This is a genomic window from Rhodococcus sp. no. 34, assembly GCF_054589475.1.
Genome location: NZ_BAAILK010000047.1, coordinates 90,580 through 104,258 on the forward strand (window position 1 = coordinate 90,580; position 13,679 = coordinate 104,258).

A 13,679-nucleotide genomic window follows, 5' to 3' on the forward strand; every position below is an offset into this window, starting at 1 on the left:
TTGACACGTAACATACCGGTCAGTCAGCTCTGCCTGATAACGTCCTCGCATCGAGCGGAGGGAAACAATCGCTATGCCAGAGCAAACAGCATTTCCACACCGCCGTGTCGGGTTGGTGGAAGACCACGAGTCGGTAGCAATCGGCGTGTCCGTGATGCTCGAGGACGAGCCGGACCTCGAATTGGTGTGCATCGCGACCACTGTGTCCGAGATGCTCGCTCAGAACGTCGCCTTGGATCTGGCAATCCTCGATCTCCGGCTGGCCGACGGTTCATCGCCCAAGAGCAATGTCGAGCAACTGCGGGCCGCCGGGCTCGAGACATTGATCTTCACCGGGGCGGAAAACCCGTACCTCGTTCGCTCGGCCGCCCGTGCCGGCGTACTGGGTGTTGTACGCAAGTCCGAACCGACTGCCGTCGTGGTTGATGCTATTCGCGCCGCCGCGTCGGGAAGGCAGGTGGTGACGACAGAGTGGGCTGCCGCAATCGACGGGGATCCAGGTCTCGACGAAGTGGGTCTGAGCCCTCGACAACTCGAGGTCCTCGAACTTTACGCATCCGGAGAGAAGGCGGATCGAGTTGCGCGACTCACCGGTTTGGCGCCGCAGACGGTTAACGACTACCTCCAGCGCATCAGGCAGAAATATGCGGCTGTCGGACGACCCGCACCGACAAAAACGGATTTGTACAAACGCGCGGTCGAAGACGGGGTGTTACCAATTCCTGAACGGCCTACTTCCGGAAAAAAAGCTGACTTTGACTAACAATGAGGTTCGGCAACAATGACTCTCACAGCGCTGCCCCTGAAAATATGGGCAGAGGAATTGATGTCTGGGAAAAATTTCCCTCTTCGAATTACATTCATCTGACAAGAAGACGGCACTGTCGGGGGTCTGTCATTCCGCTACAGAGAAGTAAGGACAAAACTCATGACAGTCACTGTGGAAAACTGCATGGCACAGGATCCCGTCGGACCGCACCTTTCGGAGCGCGAAATCGAGGTTCTCAGGGAATGGCTACTGAGTGATTCGAAGTCACGCGTCGCTCAAAACCTCTACATCAGCGTGGGAACGGTGGGGACCCACCTGTCGCGGATTCGCGAGAAATATGCCGACGTTGGAAGGAACGCACCGACGAAATGTGAATTACTCGTGCGAGCGATACAAGATCAGATAGTGACGATCGACGAACTCTGATCGACAGAGTTGCTTTCGACAAACAGCCAGTGCTTCTGACGAAATTCTGAGGCTCTTCGGCCGTTTCATCGGCGCCGGCTATGTCTGCTATCTGATATTGCTTGCCCCTGCGATTGCAGAAGCCACCGCGATGTCTGCGTCGTGGTGGACTCCACTGGCGGTGGTCGCGACTTTCGGTAGTGGGCTGGCGCTGGGAGCATCGACGTTCCACGCCGACACCCGATGGGTGAAACGAACTGCGAGCGCAAATGCGGTTCTCTACGTCGTGGTCATCCTCCTGTGGTGGCCGGCGTGGAATGGTGACCACGTCACAGATTTCACCTTGTGGATTTCCAATTTCCCCGGCGTCGCCAGCCTTGCTGCCGCTGCAGCTTGGCGACCGGCCGCTGCCGTCGTGCACCTTTTCGTAGTGGCAACACTCGCACAGTTGACCAATCACATAATCCGGACGAGTCCCACGACGCACCTGTTGGTTCCCGACCTCGCCTTCGCCTGGACATTTTGCGCGGTTTTCGTAGCAGCGGCCGTCATGGCCTTGCGAACCGGACGAGTACTGGATGCGACCATCGCCACCACTCATGCCGCTGCCGCCGGCGCCGCCGCGGCCGAGGCCAAATCCGTCGAACGCGAGAGATTCGACGCACTCATCCACGACACCGTGATGTCGACTCTGCTCGCTGCTTCGAGAAACGATGCCGATCCCTCGGTCGTCGCTCAGGCGCGAAGGACGGTGGCAAGACTCGACGAACTGCGCTCCGGAACCGACCACGAGACGAGTTTCGACTTCGACGGAATCCTCGCTCAGTTGCGTTCAGCCGCTTCGGAAGTGGACGAAAACATCACGTTCGAGTCCGCCCTCTCCGACGGGTCTGATCCGAGCGGATACGGACCCGACTCGATTCGTGCGATGGCCGGTGCGATGGCCGAGGCACTGCGCAACAGCGTCAAACACGCCGGAAGCAGTGCACGGCGTTCGGTCACGGTCACGGCAACCGCCACCCACCTCGAAGTAGTCGTCGAGGACGACGGCGTCGGCTTCGATCCGAGCTCCGTCGAGACGCATCGCCTCGGAATCACTGTCAGCATCCGCGGTAGAATGCGTCAACTCGACGGCGGATCGGCAACCATTCGATCGTCACCCGGCCGCGGCACTTCGGTGACTCTGACGTTGAGCTTGCCCGTAGCGGTGATGACATGACCAGACCGGACGGACGAGATGTCCGCGATCTTCTCGGCATGCACAGCCGTGCTGCTCGATTCATGGCTGCATGCTTCGCGCTCACCTGCGTGATCTCGGTCGCCTACACGTCGTCCGACGTCCGCGCAGTCTGGCCGATGATCTTGGCAATTATCGTGTGCTCGACTGCGGCTTTCACACTCGTTCTGAGCAGAGGCGACCCGATGCCGCTGGGGCAGAGCGTTCTGGTGTCTCTGACCGGCGCCGTCACGAGCGGCATGGTGTTGTCAGTGGTTCCAGTCCCCGTCAACGACATGACTCAACTCTGGATGTTCGGGATGTCGACGGCAGTCTTCACCTTCATGTGCGTTCGTGGGCGTACAGCACTCGCGTGGCTCGGGCTTGGACTCATGGTGTTGGTGACCGCCATCTGGTCCTCCACCACCGGCCAGGGGGCCATGTACGGAGTGTCGTTGACGGTCATCAACGCGGGCCCTGTTCTGATGTCGACCTTCTTCGCATACACCATCCGTCCTCAAGCCAGGGTTATCTACGAACTTCGTGAGCAGTCCACCCAACGAATTGCCTCCGCGTCCGCCAGTGCTGCGATTCTCGAGGAACGCGACGCGCAACTCGACAGGCTCGATGTCCTTGCACGCCCGCTCCTCGAACGGGTCGCTTCCGGGGTTCCACTGACAACCACCGAGCGGCAAGAATGCGAACTCCTCGAGGCGCAACTCCGAGATTCGCTGAGGGCGACAGGCTTACAACAGACAGATGTCATCGATGCTGTGCGTGCCGCTCGAAACCGCGGCGTCGAAGTGGTCCTGCTCGACGACCACGGAATGGATGGCGCGAACGCCGACGTGCGCGACCGAATCCACTCGAGCATCGTCCGGGAACTCACCGCGATCACGCGAGGAAAAGTGACCATACGGATCCTTCCACCTCGGCGTACCGCTATGGCCACGATGCTGGTCGACACTGAAGACGTTCGACGAATCGAGTTCGATCACAACGGCATGCAGCTGCTACGGCAGGGGGACCGGGGAGAGCTCGGCACCTCGTCCATGTCCGTCGATCCGACTACAGACAGCGCCGTCGAACCCGAATAGCTTTCGAGGAGAGTGAGATTCACCGGGTCGATCACCAGGAGAAATGAATGATCTTCGAACTGCGTCCAGCGCATGTCGCACGTGCCCTCGCCGCACTGTGTGCCCTTCCGATTCTGTGGACCTTCGCAGTAGAGGGAATCACCACGACAACGGAATACGACTACAGCACAGGCGAAGTGTCCTCGTCGAGCGACCTGGGCTCTCAGATCGGAAGCGTCGCGATCTGGATCGTCCTCGCGATCGCATTTGCCGCCGGTGCCTGGTATCTGGAGAAGCAGCGCATCGGTTGGCCGCCGGCGGCGCACGAGCAGCTGGTCAGACTGCAGCTGGTATCACCCAACCGAGAAGAGTAAAGGTCCCTACCGCTTCCGATCGCCGGCGCGGAGAAGATTACTGGGAACCGTATGGCCCACTATCTCCTCTGCAACGGCAGCGGCACGAATGCTCGCATCCAAGTCGATACCTGTCGCGATGCCCATGTCTTCGAGCATGTAGACCAGTTCCTCCGTCGCGATGTTGCCACTGGCACCGGGAGCGAACGGACAACCACCGAGACCTCCGGTGGACGCGTCCAGGTTTCGAACACCGTGCTGCACAGCCGCAAACGCGCAAGCAAGACCAGCGCCACGCGTGTTGTGGAAGTGCGCACCCAAGCCGAAGTCACCTACTCTTTCGCCCACAGCGTCGATCAATCGTCCGACACGCCCCGGCGTGGCAGTGCCGATGGTATCTGCGATCGAGAATTGATCAGCACCGAACTCCTTGGCCTGCTCCGCAATCCGCAGAACACGATCCGGGTCGGTTGGACCGTCGAACGGACAGTCCCAGGCTGTGGCCACGATGACCTCCACCCGTCCTCCGGCGTCGTGGACGATCCGGACGACCTCTCCGATACGTTCGGTCGCTTGCTCCGTCGTCGACCGAGTGTTGGCCTCGCTGTGGCCATTCGATGCCGACACAACATATTCGACGGTTTTCATTCCTGCGGCGACGGCCCGTTTCGCTCCACCGATTCCGGCGACCAATGCCGAGAACTCGATGCCGGGCCACTGGTGCAGTTCTGCTGCCAACAATTCCGCGTCGGCCAACGCCGGCACAGCGCGCGGTGAGACGAACGACGTCGCCTCGATACGCGAAACACCCGTCGCAGCCAGAGCGTCGACAAGACGAAGTTTCTCCGCCAGCGACACCGGGTCTTCGATCTGCAACCCGTCCCGTGGTCCGACCTCACGAATACTGACTGCTGGAATACCCACGCCAGGTACCGACATGTCAGATCACGCCCTTCGTCTTCAGTTCTGCCTGCTCGTCGTCCGAGAGTCCGAGGAGCCCGCCCCACACCGAGGAGTTGTCGTGACCCGGCGCCGACGCTCCCGCGTTGCGCACGGATCCGGGTGTCTCACTGAAGGTAGGCACGACGCCCAGGCCGAGGACGTTTTCACCGATCCGCTCGTCGTAGTGGTCGACGAGCATCCCCCGCTCGATCAGCTGCGGATCCTTGACGACATCTTCAACCGTATTGATCGGCCCGGCAACAACTCCCACTTCGGTGAGGCGTTCCACCAGGCTGGTGGGATCTTGGAGCGCGACCCAGGCGCTGATCAGTTCGTCGAGCTCGTCCTGATGTTTGCCACGCGCAACATGATTGGAGAAGCGGTCGTCATGCGCTAGTTCCGGTCGCCCCATGATGGTGCACAGACGCACGAAGAGCGTATCCTGATTGGCTGCGATCACCACCCAGTTTCCTTCAGAGGTCTGATAGATGTTGGACGGCGCAATACCCTCCAATCTCGTTCCCGAGGGCTGCCGGATGATCCCGCCCCGATCGTAATCCGGGATCGTGGATTCCTGCACCGCCAGACAGGATTCCGTGAGGGCAACGTCGACCACCTGACCACGGCCGGTCCGCTCTCGTGAGAGCAACGCTGCCAGCACTCCCTGAACGGCGAACATCCCGCCGAGAGAATCTCCGAGCGAAAGGGCAATACGCGGAGGCGCCTGCCCTGGATAACCGTTCAGATGCCGAAATCCGCTGACCGCTTCGGCAACCGAGGCGTAGCCGGCGCTCTTGGCTTGCGGTCCGCTCTGCCCGTAGCCGGATACCCTGGCCAACACCAACTTCGGATTGCGCGCACTGAGAACGTCGAATCCCAGGCCCCACTTCTCGAGGGTGCCCGGCCGGAAGTTCTCGACCACCACATCGGCATGTTCGATCAGATTCAGAAACAGGTCTCGTCCCGCGTCGACGCGAAGGTCCAAGGTCACACACCGCTTGTTGCGGGCGTGAACCGTCCAGAAGAATCGATGACCGTCCTGCTCGGCCTGACCCCAGGTACGAAGCGGGTCCGGGCGGTCCGGCGATTCGATCTTGATCACGTCGGCGCCCATGTCGCCGAGCAGTTTCCCGGCGAAGGGCCCGGCGATCAAGGTTCCGAGTTCAATCACCCGATATCCGTCCAGGGGCCCGGTGGGCGCACCTTCCGACACAGCTGCCTCCTCTGGGAACTTTTCTCCCCTTGAAGGCTACGTCACCACCCGATATCGCAACATCATGTCGTGGTCTTCGTGATCGAGCATGTGGCAGTGCCAGACGTACCCCTGCAGGTCCCCCATACCGGCTTCTCCGTGTGCCGAGTGGTCTGCCATGGAACCTCTCGCGAAAGTTGCATCCGGATCGAAGCCCAACTCGTCGGCCGTCGGAAAGCGCACGATCACGCGGGTGATCGAGTTGGCATCCACGATGACAGTGTCCTTCTCCCCCGTTTCCCACACTTCGGGAGGCCGCAGCGAAGAGGTCACGAATTCCTCTGCCGACGGCGTCCACCGGACCCCCAAGTCAGGCACCGGATACCGCTGCATCAGTGCTGCAGTGTCGAGGCTTTGGCGTCCCACAACGCGGAACGCCACCAGGTGCAGATGAATCGGATGTGGTTCCGTGGTGATGTTGATCAGATTCCATTGCTCGACGGCTCCCTGACATGGCAGTTCGATATCCGAATCGGTGAACCTCAAATTGTTGAGCGACATAGTGATCGACGGGTAATCCGAGGGACGCGACAGCTGCATGATCGTGAGATTTCGCACCACATCCGGGGACGCCGGTTCGGCAGCAACGGAATTCAGCTGCTGCGGGATCGAGCCGGTGAATCCCTTTGCGCTGCCCACGTCGAACCGACAGAACACCGGCATCACCTGCGTGCCGCGTTGCGCCACCGCAAGGGGTACCGGTTCGTCGTTGCGCAATTCCACCGTCGTGCCCGGCTCGAGCATGCTGAAGTCGACCAGCAGATCAGCGCGTTCACCCGGACTCAGCCGGACGTGATCCGTCGGCGCAGGAGCGGCCAAAAATCCTCCTTCGGAACCGATCACCCAGAACCGCATACGATTTGCGAAATGCAGATTCCACACCGAATAGGTTGCGGCATTGAGCAGTCGCAACCGGTACAGGCCGCGAGCCACCTCCACTTTCGGCCATACGACGCCGTTCACTACACCCACGTCACCGGGAGTCGCCGGATCCCAGGAACCCTGCGGAGTGAGCCACGTGGAACGGACACTCTGTTGACCGTCGGAGGTGAAGACCTTGTCCTGCAGAATCATCGGAAGCTCGAATTCGCCGGACGGCAAGCCGAGAGAATTCCCGGTGGTGCCTGTATCTGCGTCGTCACGGAGAAAATACATCCCGACCAGCCCGGCGTAGACGTTGAGGCGCGTCATTCCCATGGCGTGATCGTGATACCAAAGATTGCCGGCGGCACGACCATTCGTGTATTCGTGAACCAAACCTTCGCCCGGACGCTGGATCAGCTCCGGATGCCCGTCGAACTGCGGTGCAGTAACTCCTCCGTGCAGGTGAAGCGAGGTGGGGACCTGTGTGCGGTCGAGGTCGCTGACGCCGTGCAGACCCGGATCGACATCGGCGGCAAGCGGATACGCAGAAATGTCATTGGCATATCGGACTGTGACGAGCTGATCGACGTGAGCTTCGATGGTGGGGCCCAGATAATCCATTCCGCCGTAACCCAGCGACGGCGACGGTGGTAGGCCCGGATGGAAACGGTGCATCGACGATGCCGCGCGAAGCTCCAGGTTGCCACCCGAAATGCCCGGCAGGACAGGAAGGGTCTCCCGAAACGGTTCCAGCCGGGGTGACGGAAGTTGGAACGGGCGTAATGGATCGACATCAGGTGGTCGAGCCGTCGCTGATCCAGCGGACAACGCGCTCAGACCGGCCAGCAGGCCAAGCCCTTGAACAAACGATCGGCGACGGATCTTGTGTGACTCGTCCACTCACGGCCCCTCACGCTGACGGCATCCGGAGCGGGTTACCCGCGTGCCCGCACGGTCAAACACCGACCACCTTCTCCAACCAGGGTTTGAGAATGGGTAGAACATGAGCCGGTTGCATTGCCTGCGTGTGATCCAGACCGTCGAGTACCTCGATATCCCACCCTGCCGACCGAACGGCGTCGAGGTCGAGATCGGCCGGCGCGACCCGTACCCCACCCCATCGGTCACCGTATTCGATGACGTCTCGCGAACCGACGAAACACATTCGCGGACAAAGGATGCGCCCTTGAATCGTTCGATCGTCGAATTCACCAAGTGCGCGGTACAGCGTCACGAACTGCCGGGTCTGCGCTCCGGTCAACGCAATGTCGATGGAGTTCCAATCGAATTCGTCTGATGATGCCGTGGGCTGTGATGTGCGCTGGGGCGGTTCACTCGCCATGCGGTGTGTAGCTTCGGTAACCTGGAGCATCGCCTTGTACGGCCCATCCACCGGCGGGAAACCACCCATGACCAGTGCGGTCAGACGATCGGTGCGCAGCGCCAACTGCAATCCGCACAGAGCCAGCCAGGAGTATCCGTAGTAGGCGAACTGGTCGATCCCAGCCGAATTCGCCACAGCCAGAATGTCGGACGCGATGTTGTCGGGAGTGAGCGTGTCCGGCGCGGGCGACGCCATCCGGTGCCCTTCGTAGTCGAAGGCAACCACAGTGAAGTTCGACGCCAACCCTTCCATGAATGTTCGACCGAGCGAGGGGTCAACGCCCCAGGCGCGAAGTTCGTCCGCCTTGATGGCGGTAGCCGAAATCGGATTCACAGGTATCAGCACGGCGGGGCCATGTCCGAGAACCTCGACCTCGATAGATGTCCCGTCGTGAAGTCTTGCCTCAACCATGTCCACTCCCAAATCTTTACACTGTAAAGTAATTAAGAATAGCGCGACTCCACGAAAGCGACAAGATGAACAAACAGGCAGGCCGACGCGATATCGCACGCACGATTTCACTTCTGTGGCGTCAACCCGAGACGCCTTCCGGCCGCCGAGGACCGAAGCCCGCGCTTTCCACGGACACAGTCGTTGACGCCGCGATCGAAGTCGCCGACGCCAACCCCACGACACCGTTGTCGATGCGCATGATCGGCGACCACCTCGGCCGCACTGCGATGTCGTTGTACACCTACATACCGGGAAAGGACGAACTGCTGGACCTGATGTACGACCGGGTGCATGCCGAGCTACCGCCGATCGCAGACACCGGCGACTGGCGCATGGCACTCTCCGACTGGGCCGCCGCACTCTTCGCCCTACATACACGCCATCCGTGGACATTGGATGTCTCGTTGGCGCGCCCCGTCCTGGGTCCGCACGAGCAGGCAGGACTCGAATCACTCCTGTCCATTCTCTACTCCACAGGTCTCGATGCTCCGACCATCCGCAGATCGGTGAGCATGCTTTTCCATTTCATCCGGGGGTCCGCGCGGACCTTAGCTGAGATCCGAAGCGCCTCGACCATCGGAGATTCCGAATCTCATTGGTGGGCAGAGTCTTCTGCTGCACTGGCCGATGCTGCACCGGATTTCGCGGACGACTTCCCCCACACGATGCAGTTGGGTCGGGAGGCCCCACCGGTACCGGGCGGCGACTTCTATCTCGAACGAGAAACCGAAGAGTCATTTACTCAGGGCCTACAGATCCTCCGTGACGGTATCGAATCGAGGATTCGAAAACGCTCTTGACTCGAACGTATGTTCGAGTATGATTTGGAGAGGGGATCGGGGGGTTCAATGAGCGTCTTGTTGTCGGATGTGGTGTCGGGTTCTGCGGTTGGGTTGCGTGGACGTCTGTGGCGGTTGACTGCTTCGGAGTTGCGCGCTGCTGCGGTGTCGGCGAGCGCGGAGATTCTGCGCCTGGAAGCGGTGCGGGTGGCTGTGGTCGACGAGTTGTCGTTGCGCCCGGATGATCAGGTGATTGCCAGCCGAGGAGTGGGTGCGTGGTTGGCGGCCAACACGATGCTGCAGGTTCGGGACGGGAAGAAGATCGCCGCGTTAGGTGCAGCGTTGCGGCCGTTTCCGGCGGTGGCTGCTCGGTTCGATTGCGGGGACTGCTCGTTCGATCATGCCGTGTTGATCGTGGCGTTCTGTGAATCACCACCGAAAGGCATGCCAGACGCCGCGCTCCCTCGCTGTATCGACCTACTGTTGGCGGCTGCGTCGAGGGTGGAGGCGACGACGACGAAGGTGCGGAACGTGATCGCGACGTTGGAGAGGTTGTTCGAATCGGATGAGATTCCGCCCGCCGAGGATGTCGATCTCAATGAGTTGCGGATCGCGTCGACATTGAATGGTCGGGTGGTGGTGCGTGGTGATTTCGATGCTCTCACCGGTGAAATGTTGTTGTCGGCGTTGTCGAATCTGACGATGCCCACCCCGGCGCCGGATGGAACCCCGGATTCTCGGTCGGCGGCGAAGCGGACCGCGGATGGGTTCACCGAACTGATCCGCCGTTACCTGGATTGCGCCAAAACCGGCACCGATGGTGGTCAGCGTCCGCATGTGAACGTGCACATCAATGCTCGGGATCTGGCCGACCATCGAGACTGCGCCGCCGCACCCGCCTCTTCTGATGGTGAAGCGGCTGTGTCTGATCTCGATGTCGGGCACATGCCGTGGCTCGGACCACTCTCGGTCTCGCAGACCAGACTCCTCGGGTGTGATTGTTTCCTGTCCACGGTGCTGCTCGACGATCACGGCGCGCCCTTGGATGCGCAACCAGGAAAGAGGTTGGTCACCGCCGAACAGCGAGTGGCGTTGATCGCCCGAGACAGAGGCTGCGCCTTCCCCGGCTGCACATGCGTACCCGCCTGGACCGATGCGCACCACATTAAGCACTGGGCCAACGGTGGCCCGACGGTGATGAACAACCTGGTCCTGCTGTGCCGTTCACATCACCGGCTGATGCACCGAAAAGCCGGGTTCGTCGGGAAATGGGAAATCCGAATAGGAGTCGACAACAAACCCTGGTTCATCCCGCCACCCTCGATCGACCCCGGGCAGCAACCGCGCCCAGCGAACACCACATTCAAAACCTGAGAACGAACCTCAGGCACAACAGAACACGGCCGAGCACCGCATCGAAGGGATCCCCCCGATGCGGTGCCAACAGACCGTGGCGAACCCGTCAGACGGCCTGCGCAACCTTGGCGGCTCGCGGGAATCGTTCCCGAATCTCCGCTGGCGTGACAACTCTCGGGTCCAGGGGTTGCTCGTCACGCAGGTGGCGCTCCAACACCTTGCCAGTCATCGGCGCAATGACTTTCAGAGCAGTGGTCATGTTCTTCGGTGAACTACCCAACCGGACTGCCGTTCGCACCGCGGGCGCAATTGCTCTGTCCAACAACGCTGGCTGATCGAACCCACCCATGGTTCGCATCCAGCCGGGCAAAGTCGCGATAGTGGCCGGCGCGACCAATCGGCTGAATGTCGCGAACTTCGTCTTCCCCTGCGCTCTCGGTGTTCTCAACAAGTAGTGCATCGCCCGGTTGGCACGCTCGGAGGTACACAATCTGGGCCTGACTTCAGCGAAGTACTCACGTACCTCTTCTCGGGAGCGTGGAACGTCGGAGGTCTTGCATGTCTGTAGTTCGGCAGCGATCACGCATTCTTCCCAGTACCGCTGCTCTTCGACAGCTGAAAGCGGGCCCGGCCCATACATCTCGTAGCACTTGAGCACCGAATGCCAACCCGTCACGTGGATCCAGAGCTGTGACGCCGGATTGTTTGCGCTGTAACGAGTTCCGGTGATCGGTTCAATGCCCGTGGCCTGAGCATGAACTGTCATGAGGTGGTCGGACAAGGCCAATGCCGTCCGCCCGTCGGCAGTGGCGACGGTCAGGAAGTACGCCAAGGTTCGGTCGAGTCGCCCGGCCGGATCGCTGTAAATCCCGCTCATGTCTGCCACTGCGGCAGCCAAGAAGGGGTCGAAGTGCTCGAGCACCACCGACCGCTGGAACCCGATCAGCGCTGTCGGCGCGGCCCAGATCTTCCAACTGGGTGATCCTGGGCCGAAGAAGCCGTAATCCTCACGCGGTCGATTCATCGTCAGTTCAGACATTTCATTCCTCCCCGTTCGTTGAGCCTGCACCGTTCATTTCGTAGGCACCAGACAAGGCGACTACTTGCTGCCAGACGTACTCGAATCGCTCCGCCGCGAACGTGGGGCGCCGGATAGATGCGAGTGCCAACCGTTGCTGATCTTCACTGGCGCTGGGTTTTCCGTACAACTCCACCGCTGCAGCACTGAAGTCGCGGACCAGGACATCGAAGATCTGATCCAGCACCCCACCGTTCCACTGCTCCTCGTCCAATCCCAAGATCTCGGCTTGTTCGAGGATCAACTGGCCGTAGACGACGAGGGTGAAGAGTTCGGTGATCGCAAGGCCGAAGTCCAAGTCGACCTGCTGCGCCGCATCCGGTGCAGCTTCGACTAGAAGGGTCACGAGCGCTTCTGCCTGCTCCACGAACAGTGCAACGTTGGGAACATCCGCAAACTTCGCGTACACCGCTCGCCAGTCGTCGAATCGAACTTTCGACAACCCCCGTGCCGGACCCTGACGGAACAGGAACTCGTCGTCGGCTGCATCGTTGCGCGTCGGAATCGCCGGAAATGACTCGGGGGCAAAGAGGTACGCCGGCATGAACTTGGCGATCAGGGCGAGATTGACGGCGACGGTCCCCTCGAGCTTGGGCAACCCGTCGACATCTATCTTGGCCACCGCGAGGTAGCTGTCCTTCTCGAAGCCCTTTGCCGCAGCGATGTCGGAGAGGAGTCCGATCACTTTCTGCGCTTCGGTTGTCACCTTCATCTTGGTGACGGGGTTGAACAAGAGGTAACGGCGGTCTTCGGGAGATGCCGTCCGGAAGTAGTCCACCGCGCGATCCGAGAAGAGCCTCATCGCCAGCAGGCGTGCGTACGCGTCGACGAATTCTCGTCGCACGTGGGGGAAGGCAGTGACGGGATTGCCGAATAGAATTCGATTGTGCGCGTGGGTGATCGTCTCGTACAAGGCATGAGTCGACATACCGATTCCGCCGAAACACAGGTTGAATTTTCCGATGTTCACGGTATTGAGTGCGGCGCTGAATGCTGCCTCACCGGTATGCAGAATATCTTCTGCCGCAACGGGATAGTCGGCGAGCGAGAACTCCGCTACGTACATCTGCGCCGGAACGATGTTCTTCACCACGGTGAATGCCGGATGGTCCGAGTCGGCGTAGAAGAAGACGTACTGATCAGTGCCCTCCACTCCGTCGACACGACCGAAGACAGAGACCGTGTTGGCGCAGTTGCCATTTCCGATGTAGTACTTCGAACCGCTGGCCAGGTACCCGCCGCTGCCGTTGGGCGTCAAGACCATGTCCGTGGAGTAGACGTCCGCGCCATGCTCTTTCTCGGACAGTCCGAATGCCGCAACGCCTCCGAAAGCCAAAGCGGAAGCTGCTCGCACCCTTGCCGTCTCGTTGTCGCTCTGCCACACCGGCCCGAGACCGAGGATGGTCACCTGCCACGGGTACCAGTAGTTGAGTCCGTAGAAGCCGAGGATCTCGGACAGCGCGGCGATACGGCTGGTATCCCAGCGCTTGTCGGAGTCACCGCCGCTGTCGCGGGCGGGCGTCAGAAATGTGGCGAACAGACCTTCCTTCGCCGCGAAATCGAGGAAATCGGAGTAGAAGATCTTGTTGTGATAGTCGGCCGGGAGTCGGTTCTTTCCACGCGCCTCGAACCAGTCGACGGTCGCGCCCAGCAGTCTCCGCGTGGTCGCGTCGAACTCCGGCCGATCGTACGTGGAGGGATGGAGCAGCAGATCATTCGGCACTAAAGAGGTCGACGCTGTCATAGCGGTTG

The 13,679-nt window shown here is 60.7% G+C and carries 13 protein-coding genes; 7 read left to right on the forward strand and 6 right to left on the reverse strand.

Annotation, left to right across the window (positions count from 1 at the left end):
* Positions 1 to 73: 73 nt before the first annotated feature.
* The 5 genes from ACYP01_RS26125 (at position 74) to ACYP01_RS26145 (ending at position 3,840) form a co-directional block, all read left to right on the forward strand.
* Positions 74 to 763 (forward strand): response regulator transcription factor, encoded by a 690-nt coding sequence (locus ACYP01_RS26125; protein WP_459683087.1) that lies wholly within the window; start codon positions 74 to 76, stop codon positions 761 to 763.
* A 189-nt stretch (positions 764 to 952) separates the two neighbouring features.
* On the forward strand, positions 953 to 1,195 hold the full coding sequence (locus ACYP01_RS26130) for a LuxR C-terminal-related transcriptional regulator (RefSeq protein ID WP_003943509.1): 243 nt from the start codon (positions 953 to 955) through the stop codon (positions 1,193 to 1,195).
* A 130-nt stretch (positions 1,196 to 1,325) separates the two neighbouring features.
* A complete protein-coding gene (locus tag ACYP01_RS26135) occupies positions 1,326 to 2,393 on the forward strand; it encodes a sensor histidine kinase (protein WP_459683088.1) in 1,068 nt (355 codons plus the stop codon).
* The gene (locus tag ACYP01_RS26140) at positions 2,390 to 3,487 is read left to right on the forward strand and encodes a hypothetical protein (protein ID WP_459683089.1); all 1,098 of its coding nucleotides are present in this window, start codon (positions 2,390 to 2,392) and stop codon (positions 3,485 to 3,487) included. Before ACYP01_RS26135 ends, ACYP01_RS26140 begins: the two co-directional genes overlap by 4 nt.
* Positions 3,488 to 3,534: 47 nt before the next feature.
* Complete coding sequence (locus tag ACYP01_RS26145) at positions 3,535 to 3,840, forward strand: hypothetical protein (RefSeq protein ID WP_003943512.1); 306 nt, start codon at positions 3,535 to 3,537, stop codon at positions 3,838 to 3,840.
* A 6-nt stretch (positions 3,841 to 3,846) separates the two neighbouring features.
* On the opposite strand, the gene ACYP01_RS26150 is transcribed toward ACYP01_RS26145, so the two are convergent.
* From ACYP01_RS26150 to ACYP01_RS26165, 4 genes are read right to left on the reverse strand one after another with little or no spacing between them, the layout of a single operon-like run.
* Entirely contained in the window at positions 3,847 to 4,743 is an 897-nt protein-coding gene (locus ACYP01_RS26150) for a hydroxymethylglutaryl-CoA lyase (protein ID WP_370852725.1), read from the reverse strand.
* A 16-nt stretch (positions 4,744 to 4,759) separates the two neighbouring features.
* The gene (locus tag ACYP01_RS26155) at positions 4,760 to 5,974 is read right to left on the reverse strand and encodes a CaiB/BaiF CoA transferase family protein (RefSeq protein ID WP_003943481.1); all 1,215 of its coding nucleotides are present in this window, start codon (positions 5,972 to 5,974) and stop codon (positions 4,760 to 4,762) included.
* 36 nt (positions 5,975 to 6,010) lie between these two features.
* Complete coding sequence (locus ACYP01_RS26160; RefSeq protein ID WP_459683090.1) at positions 6,011 to 7,777, reverse strand: multicopper oxidase family protein; 1,767 nt, start codon at positions 7,775 to 7,777, stop codon at positions 6,011 to 6,013.
* A gap of 55 nt (positions 7,778 to 7,832) precedes the next feature.
* Positions 7,833 to 8,672 (reverse strand): alpha/beta fold hydrolase, encoded by an 840-nt coding sequence (locus ACYP01_RS26165; RefSeq protein ID WP_459683091.1) that lies wholly within the window; start codon positions 8,670 to 8,672, stop codon positions 7,833 to 7,835.
* Between the two features lie 65 nt (positions 8,673 to 8,737).
* Here ACYP01_RS26165 and ACYP01_RS26170 point away from each other — a divergent pair, with 65 nt between their 5' ends.
* Complete coding sequence (locus ACYP01_RS26170; protein ID WP_459683092.1) at positions 8,738 to 9,514, forward strand: TetR/AcrR family transcriptional regulator; 777 nt, start codon at positions 8,738 to 8,740, stop codon at positions 9,512 to 9,514.
* Between the two features lie 48 nt (positions 9,515 to 9,562).
* Positions 9,563 to 10,867 carry an HNH endonuclease signature motif containing protein gene (locus tag ACYP01_RS26175; RefSeq protein WP_459683093.1) on the forward strand — a complete coding sequence of 435 codons (1,305 nt, stop codon included), beginning with the start codon at positions 9,563 to 9,565 and terminating at the stop codon, positions 10,865 to 10,867.
* Between the two features lie 88 nt (positions 10,868 to 10,955).
* On the opposite strand, the gene ACYP01_RS26180 is transcribed toward ACYP01_RS26175, so the two are convergent.
* On the reverse strand, positions 10,956 to 11,888 hold the full coding sequence (locus ACYP01_RS26180) for an oxygenase MpaB family protein (protein WP_007731493.1): 933 nt from the start codon (positions 11,886 to 11,888) through the stop codon (positions 10,956 to 10,958).
* A gap of 1 nt (position 11,889) precedes the next feature.
* Entirely contained in the window at positions 11,890 to 13,671 is a 1,782-nt protein-coding gene (locus ACYP01_RS26185; protein ID WP_459683094.1) for an acyl-CoA dehydrogenase, read from the reverse strand.
* Between the last annotated feature and the right edge of the window lie 8 nt (positions 13,672 to 13,679).